We start from the raw sequence: 17,493 nt of genomic DNA, 5'->3' as shown, positions 1-17,493 counted from the left end.
CGCTCCCTGAAACTCGTACTGGCCGCCGTCGAACGCGGGCCGTTATGCGCGCGCAACTTAACGACAAAGCCCGGACTGTAAATATCAGACGCCAAAGCCTATCTGCTGGACCATGCTCAACGATCGCTCGACGCCACTCTCGCTGCTCGCCACCCGTCGCTCGGGCAAGCCGCGCGACCTGGTCGCGCCGGGGCCGGACTCCTACCAGCTGGCGACGATCCTCGAGATCGCGGCGCGGACGCCCGATCACGGCAAGCTGGCGCCGTGGCGGTTCGTCGTCGTCGGGGATGAACGCCGCGCGGCGCTGTCGGCGCTGATCACCGATGCGTACCTGGCGGAGCGGCCCGGCGCGTCGCGGCTGGAACTGGAATCGCTCGACCAGTTCGCGCATCAGGCGCCGACTTTGGTCGTCGTCCTGTCGTCGCCGAAGGAGAGCAAGATTCCGGTGTGGGAGCAGGAGTTGTCGGCGGGCGCGGCGTGCATGAACCTGCTCCATGCGGTCCATGCCGAAGGGTTCGCGGGCGGCTGGCTGACCGGCTGGGCGGCGTTCTCGGACACGGTGCGCGATGCGTTCGGGTCCGCATCGGAGCGGATAGCCGGGTTCATGTTCATCGGCACGCCGTCGCGCGCGCTCGACGAACGCCCCCGCCCCGATATGGCACGCCTCGTCTCGCACTGGGGATCGTGAGACTCGACTAATCGCCCGATTGCTGTATTAGAACAGCATGACAGCGCTCAGCAGCGACGACAGCCCCGTGTACATCCGCCTCCGCAGCACGATCGCGGCGGGGATACTCCGTGGCGACTTTCGTGCGGGCGACCAGCTGCCGTCGGTACGCGCGTTTGCAGCCGAGCAGGGCGCCAATCCGTTGACGGTGGCAAAGGCGTATCAGAGCTTCCAGGACGACGGCTATGTCGAGGTCCGGCGCGGCGTCGGGATGTTCGTGATGCCTGGCGCTGCGGAGGCGTTGCGGGTGGCGGAGCGCGAGAATTTCGTGACGACCCAGTGGCCGCGGATACTGGGGCATATCGATCTGCTGGGGTTGGATGCGCATGACCTGCTGGAGCGCGAGCGGGCCTGAGCCGTTCAGGTGCTCTAGCCTTCCCATCGCTACCGACCGCCCCTCCCCCGTTCGTCCTGAGTAGTCATCGAGTAGGCGCGAAGCGGCGTATCGAGAGGACGTATCGAAGGACAGGTTGTCGCTCGGAACCCATGCTTCGATACGCGCCCTCGATACGTCCCTGCGGGACTACTCGGTCGCTACTCAGCACGAATGGAAGTGGTCGAACTTCAGAACAACCCCAGCGCCGCGACATCCTCGACGCTCAGGTCGATCCCGAACAACAGGCTCATGCGGATACGGTACACGCGCGGATCGGTGATCTCGCCGACGGTCGTATCCGTCCCCGAACGCCGGCGATAGTTACGCCCGATCAGCGAGGCGAAGCCGTTGGGCAGGACGATGCTGGCGATCGCGGTGTGCGTGAAGCGGCTGGCGGGCGCGGTCGAGGTCCAGTGGTTGGACTGTGCAAGGTCCGCGTCGAACACCGGCGCCAAGGTGAAGCTGTATTGCGGCTGGAAGCCTTCACCCGATCCGCGGCCGTCGGTGGTCATCGGATCGCCGTCGCGGAACAGCATCCAGCCTTGCTCGGTCGCTTCGAGGCGGAACCGCGCGCCATCGGGCGCAGTCGCCTCGGCACCATCAGCGAGCGGCAGGACGGGCGTGTAGCTGCCGCCGAAACCGGTGTCGGCGATCCAGTCCTGCCCGTCGATCGTGACCAGCGCGAAGGTGTGAGTGAGCGGCGGCACGTCGGTGGCCGCAATCCAGACGCGGGCGAGCAGCGGGCGGGCGGTAAAGCCGAGTTCGGTCAACGCATCGAGAAACAGGCGGTTATGCTCGAAGCAATAGCCGCCACGGCGCGCGGTGACGAGCTTGGCGAAGACCGACACGCTGTCGATGGCGATGCCGCGGCCGAGGACGACGTCGAGATCCTCGAACGGGATGGCGAGACGGTGCGCGTGCTGGAGGCGACCGAGGCCGATCGAATCGAGCGTCGGTCGCGCGGGCATGGCGACACGGAGGAGATAGGCGTCGAGGTCGAACATCGGTCGGGAAGGTCCTTGGTTGCTGGCCCCCCTTACCTTTCGTCCCGAGTAGCCGTCGAGTGGGACCGAGCCCAATCATCCTCCCCCGCCAGGGGGAGGTGGCGCCGAAGGCGACGGAGGGGGCGGACACGGAACAGGGCTTATCCCTTACCGCCCCCTCCGTCTGGCAAGCGCCAGCCACCTCCCCCTGGCGGGGGAGGATCGAGGATTGCGAACGCCAATCCGTTTGATCGCAACGCCGCCGCCCCAAATCCGTCATCCTGGGCTCGACCCAGGATCCAGAGCCACGAACGCCGTCACGCCTGACCCTGGGTCCTGACTTTCGTCAGGATGACGGAGGGGAAATGACGGGTGGCGGGGTTAGATCAGGCCGCGAAGAGTTCCGGCTCGATCGAGTACAGCACCGCTGCGCTCGCATTCGCCGCCGCGTTCAGGCCCATTGCTTCGGGGACGATCTGATCGAGGTAGAACCGCACCGCCGCGGTCTTCATCCGGCCGAAATCGTCGGTGCCGGCGACCTCGCCCTGCCGCTCCATCAGCCAGCCGCAGGTCGCGACCGACAGCATCGTCAGGAAGGGATAGCTCGCGGCGAGCTTGTCGTCGGCGTCCGCGGTGGCGAGTCTGCGCCCGATCGCTTCGCAAGCATCGACCAAGGCCAGCAGGCGCTCGTCCTTCGCCTCCGCGCGGATGTCGGCGATCAACGTGGCGAACGCGCCGCCGTTATCCAACCCGAGTTTCCGCCCGACCAGATCCGCCGCCTGGATGCCGTTGGTGCCTTCGTAGATCGGCGTGATGCGGGCATCGCGGAAATACTGCGCGGCGCCGGTTTCTTCGACATAGCCCATGCCGCCGTAAACCTGGATGCCGAGCGAGGCGACTTCGTTGCCGATGTCGGTGCCGTGCGCCTTGGCCAGCGGCGTGACGAGTTCGAGCCGGTTGCGCGCGGCGTGGTCGCCGAGATTGGCGCGATCGACCTGCCCGGCGGCGTAGTAGACGAGCGCGCGCGCAGCCTGCGTTTGTGCCTTCATCCGCATGAGCATGCGGCGGACGTCGGGGTGCTCGACGATCTTGACCGAGTCCTTGTTCGGCGAACCGGCGCGCGCCGACTGCACGCGGTCCAGCGCATAGGCGACCGCGCCCTGGGTGGCGCCCTCGGCGACCTGAACGCCCTGGAGGCCGACGTTGAGGCGCGCGTTGTTCATCATCGTGAACATCGCACGGATGCCGCCGAGCTCCGCGCCGATCAGCTCGCCGACGCAGTCGTCGTTGTCGCCGAAGCTCAGCACGCAGGTCGGCGACGCGTGGAGCCCCATCTTGTGCTCTATCGAGACGACGCGGACGTCGTTGAAGGCGCCCGGCGTACCGTCTTCGTTGAGGCGGTACTTGGGGACGAGGAACAGCGAGATGCCCTTGGTCCCGGCTGGCGCGCCCGGCGTCCGGGCAAGGACGAGGTGGACGATGTTCGGCGCCATGTCGTGATCGCCGAACGAGATGTAGATCTTGGTGCCCTTGATCGACCATTTGCCGTCACCGAGCGGGGTGGCGGTCGCACGGAGCGCGCCGACGTCGGAGCCCGCCTGTGGCTCGGTGAGGTTCATCGTGCCGGTCCACTCGCCGGTCGCGAGATGGGGGAGGTAGAGCGCCTGCTGCTCCGGCGACCCGTGATGCTGGAGCGCCTCGATCGCGCCGACGGTCAGCGTCGGGCAGAGCGCAAAGCCCATGTTGGCCGAGCCGAGCGTGTCGAGCACCGCGGTCTGGATCGCGAACGGGAGGCCCTGCCCGCCCCATGCCTCCTCGACGCCGATCGTGCCCCAGCCGCCCTCGACATAATCCTTGTACGCCTGCGCGAAGCCGTCCGGCATGACCACGCCTTCCGGGGTCCATTTCGCGCCGACCGTGTCGCCAGCGCGGTTGAGCGGCGCCCATTCGCCGGCCGCGAGCTGGCCGACGCCTTCGAGCACCGCGTCGACGACGTCGTCGCTGGCGGCGGCATAGCGTTCGGTCGCGGCGAGCTCGCCGATCCGGACGACATGATCGAGCACGAAACGCTGTTCGGTGGTTGCTGGAGTGAAGGCCATCGCATCCTCTTATCGCTACGGTTTGGACCCGCTATACGCCTGTAAAATGACCCGTCCACACCCTCGAATTTTACCCTACGGCACGGCCGCGATCGCCGAAGCCGCCGCGCTGATTCGCGCCGGGGGACTCGTCGCGGTGCCGACCGAGACGGTGTACGGACTCGCGGCGGACGCGACGAATGCGGATGCGGTGGCGCGGATCTATGCCGCCAAGGGGCGTCCGAGTTTCAATCCGCTGATCGTGCATGTCGCGGATCTGGCGGCGGCGGAGCGGATCGCGGTGTTCGATGCGGATGCGTTTGCGTTGGCGGCGGTGTTCTGGCCGGGGCCGCTGACGCTGGTGCTGCCGGTGCGGGCGGAGGCGGGGATCGCTTCGCTGGTGACGGCGGGGTTGGATACGATCGCGATCCGGGTGCCCCGGCATCGGGCGATGCAGGGGTTGATCGCGGCGTCGGGGCGGCCGCTGGCGGCGCCGTCGGCCAATGCGAGCGGGGGGATCAGTCCGACTTGCGCTACGCATGTTGCGGGGAGTCTGGGGGGGAACGTGCCGCTGATTATCGACGACGGGGCTACCGAGGCTGGGCTCGAGTCGACGATCGTGGCGGGGCGTACGGTGTTGCGGCCTGGGCCGGTGACGGCGGAAGCGATCCTAACCCACCTCAAACACGCCCCCGGCGAACAGCACCCCCCCGGCGAAGGCCGGGGCCCAATTGGAACGTCGGATGTAACGGAGCGCGACGCGGATCATGACCGTCCCTCAATTGGGCCCCGGCCTTCGCCGGGGGGGAGTGAGGGTGCGGTCACGGCGCCGGGGCAGCTTGCAAGCCACTATGCTCCCAAGAAGCTGCTTCGGTTGAATGCGACCGAGGCAGGTTCGGACGAATGGCTGATCGGTTTCGGCAACGTGGCCGGAGACGTCTCCTTGTCGGCCTCAGGAAACCTCGTCGAAGCGGCCGCGAAGCTGTTCGATCTGCTCCACGCCGCCGACGCGAACGAAAGTGCGAAGATTGCCGTCGCACCGATCCCGCTCGACGGCATCGGCGAGGCGATCAACGACCGCCTTCGCCGTGCTGCGCATCGTTGAAAGAAGATTGGTTCACGCGAAGGCGCAAAGGCGCGAAGAGGTTTGAGCCTTTCGATAGGCCGGGACGGGCTTACCTCAGCCCGACATCTTCGCGCCTTCGCGCCTTCGCGTGAACCCATTCTGTCTTACGCGCTAACCGCCGCCTTCGATCGCGCCGCAAAGCTCTTGCGCAACTTCTGCAGCTTCGGCGGGATCACTGCCATGCAGTACGGGTTCGAGCGACCCGAGGTTTCCCAGTAATCCTGGTGATAGCCTTCCGCCTCGTACCACGTATCCATCGGCTCGATGGTGGTGACGATCGGCTTGGGCGAGTCGGCCTGCGCCCGCTCCAGCGCCGCCTGCATCTCCGCCTTCTGCGCGTCGTCCGCCGGGAACATCGCCGAGCGATACTGCGTGCCGACGTCGTTGCCCTGCCGGTTCAGCGTCGTCGCGTCATGCGTCGCGAAGAAGATGTCGAGCAGGTCGCCGAGCTTCAGCTGCTCCGGGTCGAAACCGATCCGGATCGCCTCGGCATGGCCGGTGTCGCCGCCGCACACCTGCTTGTAGGTCGGGTTGGGCACAGTCCCGCCGATATAGCCGCTCTCGGCGCTCTCCACGCCGATCACGTCCTTGAACACAGCCTCGGTGCACCAGAAGCAGCCGCCGGCCAGCGTTACATAATCCGTCATCACGATCTCCTTTCCGCCAATGTAGGAAGCCGCTACCGCGCAACAAAGAGGAGACGCGTATGATCGACGGTAAGGTTATGGTCACCGGCGGCGCCGGTTACATCGGCAGCCACGCGGTATTGGCGCTGCTCGACGCGGGCTACGACGTCGTCGTACTCGACAACCTCGTCACCGGATTCGACTGGGCGGTCGACCGCCGCGCCGCACTCGTCGAGGCGAACGTCGCCGACGATGCGAAGGTGCGCACGGCGATCCGCGATCACAACGTCCGCGCGATCATGCATTTCGCCGGCTCGGTCGTGGTCCCCGAGTCGGTTAGCGATCCGCTCAAATATTACCGCAACAACACCGCCGCGAGCCGTGCGCTGATCGAGAGCGCGGTCGTCGAGGGCGTGCCGCACTTCATTTTCTCGTCGACCGCCGCGACCTATGGCACGCCCGAGAAGGTGCCCGTGGCCGAGGGCGATCCGACCGTGCCGATCAACCCGTACGGCATGTCGAAGCTGATGACCGAGGCGATGCTGCGCGATGTCGCCGCGGCGCACCCGATGAATTACGCGGCGTTGCGCTACTTCAACGTCGCCGGCGCCGATCCGCAGGGGCGCAGCGGCCAGTCGACCGTCGGCGCGACGCACCTGATCAAGATCGCGGTCGAGGCGGCAACCGGCAAGCGCGACGCGGTCGGTGTCTACGGCACGGATTTCGACACGCCCGACGGCACCGGCGTACGCGATTACATCCACGTCACCGACCTTGCCGCCGCGCATGTCGCCGCGCTGGAGGTGCTGATCGCCGAACCCGCCAAGAGCCACACGCTGAACGCGGGCTATGGCAAGGGCTTCTCGGTGCTCGAGGTGCTCGATGCGGTCGACAAGATTACCAACCGGACGATCGAGCGCCGCCTGGAAGGGCGCCGTGCGGGCGATCCGGCGATGCTGATCTCGGACAATCGCGCGATTCTGGAGACGCTCGACTGGACGCCGCGCCACGCCGATCTCGACGGGATCGTCCGCGATGCGCTGGCGTGGGAGCGCGCGCTGGCGGAGAAGGGGCGGTGAGACTTCGCTCGCTGCTGTTCGTGCCGGGTGATCGACCCGAGCGGATGGTCAAGGCGCTCGGGCTGGGGGCGGACGCGTTGATCCTCGACCTAGAGGATTCGGTCGCGCCGAGTGCCAAGGTGGCGGCGCGCGCGCATGTCGCGGCGTCCCTTGCCGAGCCCCGGACGATGCCGCTGTTCGTGCGGATCAACCCGCTCGATTCGGGGCTGGCGGACGACGATCTCGCGGCCGTGCTCTCGGCCAAGCCGGATGGCATCGTGCTGCCGAAGGCGGAGGGCGCGGCGAGCCTCGCCGCGCTCGATGCCAAACTGAGCGGCGACATCGCCATCCTGCCGATCGCGACCGAAACGCCAGCAGCGATCTTCGCGCTCGGTAGCTATGGCGGCGTGACGGACCGGCTCGTCGGGCTGACCTGGGGCGCGGAGGATTTGCCCGCAGCGATCGGCGCGGCGACCTCGCGCGAGGCGGATGGATCGTACACCGCGCCATACCAGCTCGCTAGGTCGCTGACGCTGTTCGGCGCGCATGCCGCAGGGGTGGCGGCGATCGAGACGGTCTATCCCGATTTCCGCGATCTGGACGGGCTCGCCGCCTATGCCGCGCGGGGCCGTCGCGACGGCTTCACGGGGATGATGGCGATCCATCCGAGCCAGGTCGCGGTGATCAACGCGGCCTTCACGCCGTCGGCCGAGGAGCGCGTTCATGCGCAAAAGATCGTCGACCTGTTCGCCGCCAATCCGGGTGCGGGTGCGCTCCAGTTGGATGGCAGGATGGTCGACGCGCCGCATCTGAAGGCGGCCAAGGCCGTGCTAGCGCTCGCCGCCGATTGAGGTGCGCACGCGGGCGGTCGCCAGCCACCACGCCAGCGCCCACAGCGTGCCGAAGCTCCAGCCGGCCAGCACGTCGCTCGGCCAGTGGACGCCGAGATACACCCGGCTGCACCCGATCGCGCCGACCAGCAGGATCGCGATGACCAGCATGTACGCCCGCGTCGCGCGATCCCTCGTCACCTGCGAGGCGAGGCCGGCGAGCGTCAGATAGACGATCGCGCTGTTCGCCGAATGGCCGCTGGGGAAGCTCATATGCGTGACCGTGACGAGATGCGCGACGATGTCGGGGCGTGGGCGCGCGACATGCAGCTTGACCAACTCGACGATGATATTGCCGCTGACGCTGGCTGCGACGATCGCGATCGCGGTCAGCCAGAGCCGCTGGACGATCAGCAGCCCGGCGACGATCACCACGACGATCGTCAGGACGATGCCGCCGCCGAGCGCGGTGACGTCGGCGGCGACCTTCGGCAACCAGGACGGACCACCCCAGGCGCGCAGCCCGAGGATGATCGACCGATCGAACGCGAACGGCCAATGGCCTACCGCGAGACCGACGAGCAGGATGAGGACGATGCCGACTGCGGCGACCGATGCGCCGGCGAGAACCGCGGGCACATGCCTGCGCTCACCCTTTTCGGGCGTGCCGTCGATGGTGGGTCCGCCGGGGCTCGAACCCGGGACCTCTCGATTAAAAGTCGCTTGCTCTACCAACTGAGCTACGGACCCCCGCCATCGTGGACCGCGCACCTAATCGCGTGGCCGCTTTCGGTCAACCGATTGCGCCAATTGCCGTATCGTTCGCCCGCTCAGGGGATCGCGCCATGTCGGGACGAGCCCAGCGAGCGGGCCGAGCACGAAGCCGCGGGTGCGGAAGGCGGCGTGCGGCACGGTGAGACCGGGCGACGACCAGGCGCCACCCGACCAGAGGATGATGTCGAGATCGATCACGCGGCTGCCCCAGCGGCGGCCGGGGCGGCGGCCGAAGCTGCGTTCGATCCGCTTCAGGCGGACCAGCAGCGCGGCGGGGTCTTCCGGCGTTTCGATCAGCGCGACGGCGTTGGCGTAGCGGCGATTCGAGGGTCCTAGCGGTGCGCTGGCGACGGTCGGTGATCGAGCGATGATATTGCCGAGCATGTCCATAGCGGCCGCGATCTCGCGCTCAGGGGCACCGTGTCGGCCGCGGCGATTCGAGCCCAGTGCGATCGCGTAGGTGGATGGCGCTAGCGCGATCGGCGGGAGCGGGGTTGCAGGCGACATTTGGTCCGCCTAGCGCAATCCCATGGATTCCACACCTTACACCACCGCGCTTCCCGAAAACGTCGATGAGGCTGGCGAGGTCGACGTCACCACCGTCTTCGCGCCCGTCTCCGCGCTGCCCGAGACCGAGCCGCCGCATGACTGTCCGCTCTGCCCCCGCCTCGTCGGGGTGCGCGAGCAGCTGCGGACCGAGTTCCCGACCTGGTGGAACGCGCCCGTCCCCGCGTTCGGCGATCCTGCCGCATGGCTCGGCATCATCGGCCTCGCGCCTGGGAAGCATGGCGCGAACCGGACCGGCCGCGCCTTCACCGGCGATTATGCGGGGCAGTTCCTGTTCGAGACGCTCGGGCGGTTCGGGCTTGCGACGGGCACGTACGGTGCGAAGGCCGAGGACGGTCTGGCGCTCGACGGTGCGATCATCCTCAACGCGGTGAAATGCCTGCCGCCCGAGAACAAGCCGACGCCAGAGGAAATCCGCACCTGCCGCCCGTTCCTGGAGACTCAGGCGGATGCGGTGCCGACCGCCCGCGTGTTCGTGGCGCTCGGGCATATCGCGCACCAGTCGGCGGTGAAGATGCTCGGCGGGCGGCTGCCCAAGGCACGGTTCGCGCATGGCGCCGAGCATGTGATGCCCGACGGTCGCATCCTGATCGATAGCTTCCACTGCTCACGCTACAACGTGAACACCGGCGTGCTGACCGCCGCGATGTTCGACGCGGTGTTCGAGCGGGCGCTGGCGTTGCGTGGTCAGATGTCCTGAACGAGGCGGCCGTACAAATCGGGGCGGCGATCGCGGAAGAAGCCGAACGCGGCGCGGTGGCGCTTGACGATGTCGAGGTCGATCGTCGCGGTGATCACGCCTTCGTCCTCGCGGCCTAGCTCCGCTAGGATGTCGCCACGCTCGTCGGCGATGAAGCTGGTACCGTAGAAGGTCTGGCCGTGCTCGACGCCGACGCGGTTGGCGGCGACGATCGGAACGACGTTGCTGACCGCGTGGCCGACCATGGCGCGGCGCCAGAGCCGGGCGGTGTCGAGCGACGTGTCGTGCGGCTCGCTGCCGATCGCGGTCGGGTAGAACAGGATTTCGGCGCCCATCAGCATCATCGCGCGGGCCGTTTCCGGGTACCATTGGTCCCAGCAGACGCCGACGCCTAGCTTGACCGCCCTGGAGTCGGCGGCGTGGGGCCAGACCTTGAAGCCGGTGTTGCCGGGGCGGAAGTAGAACTTCTCCTCGTAGCCGGGGCCGTCGGGGATGTGGCTCTTGCGGTAGACGCCCTGGACGTTGCCGTCGGGGCCGATCATCGCGAGACTGTTGTAGTGGTGCGGGCCGTCCGCCTCGAAGAAGCTGGTCGGGATGGTGACCTTGAGCGCTTCGGCGAGCGCCTGCATCGCGAGCACCGCCTTGTGTTCGCCGACGGGCGCGGCGTTGGCGAAGAGGCCCTCGTCCTCGACGCGGCAGAAGTATTCGCCCTCGAACAACTCGGGCGGGAGGATGACCTGCGCGCCCTTCGCGGCGGCCTCGTGGACGAGGCGCGAGACGTTGGCGATGTTACGGTCGATGTTGGGCGTGAAGCCCAGCTGCAGCGCGGCGACGGTGATCTCGGTCATGGCGGCGCATATAAGGGGGCGCGTCACGGAGTGCGAGCCTTCTTGCTGTTCCCCCGCGGAGGCGGGGGTCCAGGGTCTCGGGCGGTATCGTTTGTGATCCTGGGCCCCCGCCTTCGCGGGGGAACGAGGGTGGCGATTGACACGCCCCTGCCCTGTCCGACATGCGGCGGGGATGATCGACTCCCCTCTCCCGCCGAGCTGGCAGGCGCTCGCTGCCGAGTTCGAGGCGCCGTACATGCGCGCGCTGAATGCGTTTTTGGAGGCCGAGTGGGTGGCGGGGGCTCGGGTGTTTCCGGAAGAGGCCGACCGGTTTCGGGCGCTGGAGCTGACGCCGCTGGATCAGGTGCGGGTCGTGATCCTGGGGCAGGATCCGTATCATGGCGAGGGGCAGGCGCATGGGCTGAGCTTCTCGGTCCGCCAAGGTGTGCGGACGCCGCCTAGCCTGGTAAATATCTACAAGGAGCTGGAGGCGGATCTCGGGATTCCGCGTGCACGCCACGGCATGCTGGATCATTGGGCAGCGCAGGGCGTGCTGTTGCTCAACGCGGTGCTGAGCGTGCGGATGGGGGAGGCTGCCTCGCACAGCAAGCGCGGGTGGGAGCGATTTACCGATGCGGTGATCGCGGCAGTGAATGCGCAGGACAAACCGGTCGTGTTCCTGCTGTGGGGGGCGTATGCGCAGAAGAAGGCGGCGTTCGTCGATGACGTGACGAAGGGCGGGCGGCATCTGGTGATCCAGTCGGCGCACCCGTCGCCGCTGGCGGCACGGACCGGGTTCTTCGGATCGCGGCCGTTCAGCCGGGCCAATGACTTTCTCGAAACCCATGGGCGCGCTCCGATCGATTGGGCGCTGCCGGAGACCGACCGATGAGCGACGACTATGTGTACGACGAAGCTACCGGCGAGTGGGTTGCGGGCGGTGCGGCGACGGCTGTTGCGGCGGATGACGGCGCGGTCGTGGTGCGGGATTCGGTCGGGAACGTGCTGGCGGACGGCGACCAGGTGACGCTGATCAAGGACCTGACCGTGAAGGGTGCGGGGCAGACGTTGAAGCGCGGAACGGTGATCAAGTCGATCCGGCTGACCGGCGATGCGCAGGAGATCGACTGTCGGTACGAGGGGATCAAGGGGCTGGTGCTGCGGGCGGAGTTCGTTCGGAAGCGGTAGGGCTTTCGCGTTGATTTCGCGGGATTAAACGAAAAGAAGATTAGGCCGGGTTAGGCCAAGACGCGGTCACTCGTCGTCGTAGTCGGGGTCGTCGTGATTGCCGTAAGGCGACGGCGGATAGCCGGTCGGCGGTGGCGGGGCGACGCCGATCTTTGCCCATTCGAGGCGGCGGTCGAACTCTATGTCGGCGACGCGCTGCTCCTCGATCCGGTGCGAGCGGTCGCGGAGGATCTGGCCGGACGCGTCCTGCGGCAGGACGAAGTCGGCGCCGCCCAGATCCTGGATGTCCTGGAGCCGGTCGCACAGGGCTTGCTCCGTCAGCAGTGCCGCGGGGTTGTCCGGCATGGCGGGTTCGAGCAGCGCGATGGCCTGCGCGACCGAGGCTATGCGCGGCGCTTCAGGCCGGTCGCGGTCGTGCGGGGCAGATGTCGTGCGGTGCGCGTGGCCGTAGCGTTCGGGCATGTGCGCGCGCAGGAGGAACATGATCATCCGGTCGCTGTATTTGTAGCGGCACGCGATCCGGTGGCCGCTCTTGTCGAACACCGGAATTTCCTCGCCGGTCATCGCGCGCTCCAGCGCCAGGTCGGCGAGCCGCGTGACGCCCGACTGCACGGCCGCGGTCCAGGCGGCGGCGAATTGTTCGGCACCGGGGGCGCGGCGCAGCGCGTAGCAACTGTTGACCGACATATCGACCTGCGTGGCGGCGGCGGTGACCGAGCTGGTGTCGGCGAGGTGTTCGATGAAGAGGCGCTGCTTGGCGTGGCTCCAGCCGTCGGGGCGGCGCTGGCGGGGGACGGGGACCCAGACGTAATCGGCGGGATCGAACCCGTCGAGGATCACTCGGGGATCGTCCTCCTCGATCATGCAAGTCTGCGGGAGGTTGGCCTTGGCGGCGAGAGTGGCGGCGGCGGGGGTGGCGAGCGCGGGGACGGCGCGGTCGGACATCGCCATTTCCGGCTGCGGCATTGGAGGTGTCATTGCCCGGACGGGTTCGAAATCGGCAAAGTCCATCGCGCGGTTGAGGGTGGGGGCAAGGGTGGGGGCAGCGACCGGACGGCCGCGCGGGTCTGATGCTTTGGTCATCGCGGGAGCGGATCAGATCGGGGCTGTGTAGGACAGCGCGGGGCGCCGCGTGTAGGACCGAATTGTGCGGGGTGTTGCCATGGAGCATCCATCACGCGGTGCGTTGGACGGATGTGCAAAATGGGGCGGTCACTTGTCGATCCTTCCGTGTTGCCGTAGTTTAGACAGATGGCGCAAATGCATGTTTCGCTTCCGGGCGACTTGGAAACCTGGGTCGAGGCGCGGGTCGCCGAAGGGCGGTACGGCGGGACCGACGGGTATATTCTCGATCTGATACGGCGCGATCGGGACCATGAGCAAAAGCGGCGGGCTTTGCAGGCGGCGATCGATGAAGGCAGCGCATCGGGCGTGAGCGAGCGCGATCCGTTCGATTATCTCGACGAGTTGCGCGACCGGCTACGGACCGCGAGTGCGGCTTGAATTGAGCCGAAAGGCTCAGAGCGATCTGGACGACATCCGCGATTTCAGCGTCCAGCGCTCCGTATCGATCAGGCCATCCCTATGTGGACGCGTTCAGTACGCCGCTCCTACGGCTGGCAGACTATTCTCGAGTGAAACCATAAAGCACAGTAAGCTTCCGGCTCATTCGTCGAGCAAAACGCTAAAGAATGCAGCGTTGCGCTTTTTCGCTCCTTCTATCATTGTGTCATATCCATAAACGTAGATGGCCATCTGCTCTGTATCTCTATATCGAATCCAAACTTTAGGATTCCAGTCATTCTTGAAATCATGCCGTTGAAGCACCCGTATCAGAGATGGTGTGAGATCGGCAATTATGTATGCGAACCTCCGGGTCACCTGTACGAACGAAAAATGGCCGCCGTCGGATCTAGTTATACCACCGTTTGCAATAGCTTTTTCTAGAGTCTCCACAACTTGCATGACGGGATCCGATTTCGCCGGACCAAATACATAGTCGTCTCTTACAGGTTTTTTAAATTCAACAATGACTAACGATGATCCATCATTCTCACCCAGAACGATGCTGTCTTCGTAGAACATCAGATCTGTAACCTTATCGCCTTTCTGGCGACGACCACCGTGAATGGTCCGGTCGCTCGAAATATAGGGACAGAACGCAAGAGCATCGTCTACCAACCACAAATTGTGATCAAAGTACCCACGAGTTGCGTTGTCAGAATATCGGCGGAATACCAAATCATGAATTGTATCTTCGGGCGATATTTTGCCCGACGTATCGAACTTACGGGCAGCCTCAATAAGCGTAATTATTTTTTTGCGATGGATGACGTACTCAGCAAGAGCGTCCTTCTTACCCAGATCTATCTTTGCCACGAGGTCTTTTATCTGTTCATAATATGATTCTCTATCAACCGATGCAGTAGCAATCGACTGAGAAAGGTTGTTACTAGCTCGAAAACGCCTTAGCGCCAAATCAGAAACAAACTGATCCGCACCCCAACTATTTGGCTTCGACCTAACATACTCTTCGAGTGACTGACCTGATAATCCGGTGCGTAGGATCGGATTTTCGCTTAACGCCCCCGATAGGTCTTTCCGCTGCGCTTCCTTGATTACTCGTATTTGATCACCCTCGACTTCCTCGATCATTTTCGCAACTGCCGAAACAATATCTTCTATGGCCTTTGGCGCTACACCGATACTGGTCCGGGAATCGTTGAGCCGCTGCTCCAGAGCATCGCCAGAGATAACGGCGATTATGATATACTTCTCGTCAGCCTCCCCGACGAAAAAAGATCGACCCAACTTCTGGGATAAATCTCGCGGACTCCCTACAATTCTTCCGCCTGCTGAGAAAAGCAATGCATTTTGATCGAACCTGCGGGAGCGGGGCACTCTACTTAGGGAGTACTGTAGCTCCTCGTCGGCACCATCGATCTTTACCACGACACTGCCACTACCGTGGGAAACGAAAAGAGAGCTGAATCGAGAAGTAAGTTCGATCTCTGCATCGCCAAACGTAAGATTTATGCGCGGCAATGTACCACGGATGAACTCCGGGAAGAAATGGTGAGCAATTTCATCTGCAACTATAGTTGCGGACAGGCTCTCTACGATTGAGTGCCATTCGGGTTTTAGGTCATTATATTCCACCCGAACACCAAGATCCGAAAAGTCCGGCTCGGCATCAAAGTAAATCAGCTCTCTATCGTCATAAATATTAAACCGGAATGCTCGACTTATTCTTGCAGTTCCGACATTATAACGAGACGAATATAGTATTCTGTTGAATACTTTAAAGGCGATGAATCGCCCGAAGCCCCTTCCCTTTTGTGACAGTTTGAGGCCACTGAATGGAGTTAGAAAAGATAGGTAGTTTTGGTCGTCTAGCCCCGAACCATTGTCGGTTACAGATACCGAGAATTCTAACGAATTACCGATACCCGTGAACGTGATGTCAACGTGGCCCGCCATCATGGACTGGTCTGAAAATCTTTGTTCAACGCCGTGTATAGCGTTCGAAATCGCCTCGAAAACCGGCAATAAAAAGCCGTGGATATCACTGGAGATATGGGTTCGTGCGATTACGGCCGGCATATCCGGCTTACGCAAGGCGTCGACTGTCGTCATGGTATCCCCTTCTGGCCAACGACATTCGCAGCTATCACGCTGATGGCAAGTAAATCTCCCCACCCCGCTCTCTGAACATATCGCTCATGTCCGCCATGCCCTTCTCAGCATCGGCATGCGTCCCGCCCTTGGCGAAGAGCGCGCGGGGATCGTCGGCCTTCAGGGCAGCCTCCGCGGAAAGGAATGCGTCCGCCGGTTGGTTCTGCTTCGCCGCAAAATCCCGCACCTCTTGCGTGATCTTCATCGAGCAGAATTTTGGGCCGCACATCGAGCAGAAATGGGCGGTCTTGGCGCCTTCTGCCGGGAGCGTCTGGTCGTGGTATTGTTCCGCCGTGTCGGGGTCTAGCGACAGGTTGAACTGGTCTCTCCAGCGGAATTCGAACCTTGCGCGGCTGAGGGCGTCGTCGCGCATCTGGGCGGCGGGGTGGCCTTTGGCGAGGTCGGCGGCGTGGGCGGCTAGTTTGTAGGTTACTACGCCGACCTTGACGTCGTCGCGATCCGGCAAGCCTAGATGCTCCTTCGGCGTGACGTAGCAGAGCATCGCGGTGCCGTACCAGCCGATCATCGCTGCGCCGATGCCGCTGGTGATGTGGTCGTAGCCGGGGGCTATGTCCGTGGTGAGTGGCCCTAGCGTGTAGAAAGGTGCTTCGCCGCAGACTTCGAGTTGCTTGTCCATGTTCTCCTTGATCTTGTGCATCGGCACGTGGCCGGGGCCTTCGATCATGACCTGGACGTCGCTCTTCCACGCGCGGTGGGTGAGTTCGCCGAGCGTGTAGAGTTCGCTGAACTGCGCTTCGTCGTTGGCGTCGGCGATGCTGCCGGGGCGCAGGCCGTCGCCGAGGCTGTAGGCGATGTCGTAGGCCTTCATGATCTCGGTGATCTCGTCGAAGCGCTCGTAGAGGAAGCTCTCCTTGTGATGGCTGAGGCACCATTTCGCCATGATCGAGCCGCCGCGCGAGACGATGCCGGTGACGCGTTTCGCGGTCATCGGGATGTACGCCAGCCGCACGCCGGCGTGGATCGTGAAGTAATCGACGCCCTGTTCGGCCTGCTCGATGAGGGTGTCGCGGAATATCTCCCAGGTGAGGTCTTCGGCGACGCCGCCGACCTTTTCGAGCGCCTGGTAGAGCGGCACGGTGCCGATCGGGACGGGCGCGTTGCGCAGGATCCATTCGCGGGTGTCGTGGATGTTGCGGCCGGTGCTGAGGTCCATCACCGTGTCGGCGCCCCAGCGGATCGACCAGACGAGCTTGTCGACTTCGGCGGCGACGTTGCTGGCGACCGCGCTGTTGCCGATGTTGGCGTTGATCTTGACGAGGAAGTTGCGGCCGATCGCCATCGGTTCGGATTCGGGGTGGTTGATGTTGTTGGGGATGATCGCGCGGCCGCGGGCGATCTCGTCGCGGACGAATTCGGGGGTTACGAAGTCGGGAATCTGCGCGCCGAAGCTTTCGCCGTCTCGCTTGTAGTCTTTGAGCATGGCGCGGCCGAGGTTTTCGCGGGTGGCGACGTATTCCATTTCGGGGGTGATGATGCCGCGGCGGGCGTAGTGCATCTGGCTGACGTTGGCGCCGGGCTTGGCGCGGAGGGGGCGCTTGATGCTGCCGGGGAATTGGGGGACGCCGCCGGAACGGTCGGGGCCGAGCTGGCCGTTGTCTTCGGGGCGGATTTCCCGGGCTTCGTAGGATTCTACGTCGCCGCGTGCTTCGATCCACTGGCGGCGGAGTTGGGGGAGGCCGGCGTTGATGTCGATTTTCGCGCGGGGGTCTGTGTAGGGGCCGCTGGTGTCGTAGACGCGTAACGGGGGTTCGCTGCAGCTTGGGTCTAGGACGATTTCGCGCATGGCGACGCGGACGTCTGGGCTGGAGGGGACCGCGACGTGGATCTTTCGCGAGCCTCGGATCGGGCCGGTGGTTACGCCGATGTCTGCTGTTGGGGTGCCTGCTTCGAAATCGGCCATGCGCTTGCTCCTACGGGTGTCGGAGCAAGGATTGCGG

18 protein-coding genes and 1 tRNA gene are annotated in these 17,493 nt (G+C 64.7%); 9 read left to right on the top strand and 10 right to left on the bottom strand.

The window, feature by feature from the left end; all coding sequences use genetic code 11:
• Positions 1-112: 112 nt before the first annotated feature.
• Together NLI89_RS03425 and NLI89_RS03420 are read left to right on the top strand one after the other, a co-directional pair.
• Positions 113-688 carry a nitroreductase family protein gene (locus NLI89_RS03425; RefSeq protein ID WP_254685740.1) on the top strand — a complete coding sequence of 192 codons (576 nt, stop codon included), beginning with the start codon at positions 113-115 and terminating at the stop codon, positions 686-688.
• Between the two features lie 37 nt (positions 689-725).
• A complete protein-coding gene (locus NLI89_RS03420; protein WP_254685739.1) occupies positions 726-1,082 on the top strand; it encodes a GntR family transcriptional regulator in 357 nt (118 codons plus the stop codon).
• A gap of 209 nt (positions 1,083-1,291) precedes the next feature.
• Here NLI89_RS03420 and NLI89_RS03415 read toward each other — a convergent pair whose 3' ends face one another.
• Positions 1,292-2,107, bottom strand: coding sequence for an arylamine N-acetyltransferase family protein (locus NLI89_RS03415; RefSeq protein ID WP_254685738.1), 816 nt, complete (start codon positions 2,105-2,107; stop codon positions 1,292-1,294).
• A gap of 365 nt (positions 2,108-2,472) precedes the next feature.
• Positions 2,473-4,185 carry an acyl-CoA dehydrogenase gene (locus NLI89_RS03410; RefSeq protein WP_254685737.1) on the bottom strand — a complete coding sequence of 571 codons (1,713 nt, stop codon included), beginning with the start codon at positions 4,183-4,185 and terminating at the stop codon, positions 2,473-2,475.
• A gap of 46 nt (positions 4,186-4,231) precedes the next feature.
• Between NLI89_RS03410 and NLI89_RS03405 the strand changes: the two genes are divergently transcribed.
• Entirely contained in the window at positions 4,232-5,269 is a 1,038-nt protein-coding gene (locus NLI89_RS03405; RefSeq protein WP_254685736.1) for an L-threonylcarbamoyladenylate synthase, read from the top strand.
• A 125-nt stretch (positions 5,270-5,394) separates the two neighbouring features.
• Here NLI89_RS03405 and msrA read toward each other — a convergent pair whose 3' ends face one another.
• Positions 5,395-5,937, bottom strand: a complete 543-nt coding sequence (msrA, locus tag NLI89_RS03400) for a peptide-methionine (S)-S-oxide reductase MsrA (protein ID WP_254685735.1) — start codon at positions 5,935-5,937, stop codon at positions 5,395-5,397.
• A gap of 59 nt (positions 5,938-5,996) precedes the next feature.
• On the opposite strand from msrA, the gene galE reads away from it, so the two are divergent.
• A complete protein-coding gene (galE, locus tag NLI89_RS03395; protein WP_254685734.1) occupies positions 5,997-6,995 on the top strand; it encodes a UDP-glucose 4-epimerase GalE in 999 nt (332 codons plus the stop codon).
• Positions 6,992-7,825: an HpcH/HpaI aldolase/citrate lyase family protein gene (locus tag NLI89_RS03390; RefSeq protein WP_254685733.1), complete on the top strand. Its 834-nt coding sequence runs from the start codon at positions 6,992-6,994 to the stop codon at positions 7,823-7,825. Before galE ends, NLI89_RS03390 begins: the two co-directional genes overlap by 4 nt.
• On the opposite strand, the gene NLI89_RS03385 is transcribed toward NLI89_RS03390, so the two are convergent.
• The 3 genes from NLI89_RS03385 to folK form a co-directional block, all read right to left on the bottom strand.
• Positions 7,805-8,443: a phosphatase PAP2 family protein gene (locus tag NLI89_RS03385; protein WP_254685732.1), complete on the bottom strand. Its 639-nt coding sequence runs from the start codon at positions 8,441-8,443 to the stop codon at positions 7,805-7,807. The genes NLI89_RS03390 and NLI89_RS03385 overlap by 21 nt on opposite strands.
• A gap of 35 nt (positions 8,444-8,478) precedes the next feature.
• A tRNA-Lys gene (locus NLI89_RS03380) sits at positions 8,479-8,554 on the bottom strand.
• 21 nt (positions 8,555-8,575) lie between these two features.
• Complete coding sequence (gene folK, locus NLI89_RS03375) at positions 8,576-9,085, bottom strand: 2-amino-4-hydroxy-6-hydroxymethyldihydropteridine diphosphokinase (RefSeq protein ID WP_254685731.1); 510 nt, start codon at positions 9,083-9,085, stop codon at positions 8,576-8,578.
• Between the two features lie 22 nt (positions 9,086-9,107).
• Here folK and NLI89_RS03370 point away from each other — a divergent pair, with 22 nt between their 5' ends.
• Positions 9,108-9,845 carry a uracil-DNA glycosylase gene (locus tag NLI89_RS03370; RefSeq protein WP_254685730.1) on the top strand — a complete coding sequence of 246 codons (738 nt, stop codon included), beginning with the start codon at positions 9,108-9,110 and terminating at the stop codon, positions 9,843-9,845.
• Here the strand turns inward: NLI89_RS03370 and aguB are convergent.
• Positions 9,833-10,693 carry an N-carbamoylputrescine amidase gene (gene aguB, locus NLI89_RS03365; RefSeq protein WP_254685729.1) on the bottom strand — a complete coding sequence of 287 codons (861 nt, stop codon included), beginning with the start codon at positions 10,691-10,693 and terminating at the stop codon, positions 9,833-9,835. The two genes, NLI89_RS03370 and aguB, sit on opposite strands and share 13 nt — an antisense overlap.
• Positions 10,694-10,865: 172 nt before the next feature.
• Here aguB and ung point away from each other — a divergent pair, with 172 nt between their 5' ends.
• Positions 10,866-11,564 carry a uracil-DNA glycosylase gene (gene ung, locus NLI89_RS03360; RefSeq protein WP_254685728.1) on the top strand — a complete coding sequence of 233 codons (699 nt, stop codon included), beginning with the start codon at positions 10,866-10,868 and terminating at the stop codon, positions 11,562-11,564.
• Entirely contained in the window at positions 11,561-11,860 is a 300-nt protein-coding gene (locus NLI89_RS03355) for an alkylphosphonate utilization protein (RefSeq protein WP_254685727.1), read from the top strand. Before ung ends, NLI89_RS03355 begins: the two co-directional genes overlap by 4 nt.
• 66 nt (positions 11,861-11,926) lie before the next feature.
• Here NLI89_RS03355 and NLI89_RS03350 read toward each other — a convergent pair whose 3' ends face one another.
• Positions 11,927-12,826, bottom strand: a complete 900-nt coding sequence (locus tag NLI89_RS03350; protein ID WP_254685726.1) for a hypothetical protein — start codon at positions 12,824-12,826, stop codon at positions 11,927-11,929.
• Between the two features lie 294 nt (positions 12,827-13,120).
• Here NLI89_RS03350 and NLI89_RS03345 point away from each other — a divergent pair, with 294 nt between their 5' ends.
• Positions 13,121-13,363, top strand: coding sequence for a type II toxin-antitoxin system ParD family antitoxin (locus tag NLI89_RS03345; protein ID WP_254685725.1), 243 nt, complete (start codon positions 13,121-13,123; stop codon positions 13,361-13,363).
• 162 nt (positions 13,364-13,525) lie between these two features.
• Here NLI89_RS03345 and NLI89_RS03340 read toward each other — a convergent pair whose 3' ends face one another.
• Both NLI89_RS03340 and thiC read right to left on the bottom strand, forming a co-directional pair.
• Entirely contained in the window at positions 13,526-15,496 is a 1,971-nt protein-coding gene (locus NLI89_RS03340; RefSeq protein WP_254685724.1) for an ATP-binding protein, read from the bottom strand.
• A gap of 34 nt (positions 15,497-15,530) precedes the next feature.
• Positions 15,531-17,456, bottom strand: a complete 1,926-nt coding sequence (gene thiC / locus NLI89_RS03335; protein WP_254685723.1) for a phosphomethylpyrimidine synthase ThiC — start codon at positions 17,454-17,456, stop codon at positions 15,531-15,533.
• Between the last annotated feature and the right edge of the window lie 37 nt (positions 17,457-17,493).

This window comes from Sphingomonas faeni (genome assembly GCF_024273235.1).
Classification (GTDB): domain Bacteria; phylum Pseudomonadota; class Alphaproteobacteria; order Sphingomonadales; family Sphingomonadaceae; genus Sphingomonas; species Sphingomonas faeni_A.
This window is presented reverse-complemented; position numbering and strand designations above follow the sequence as displayed.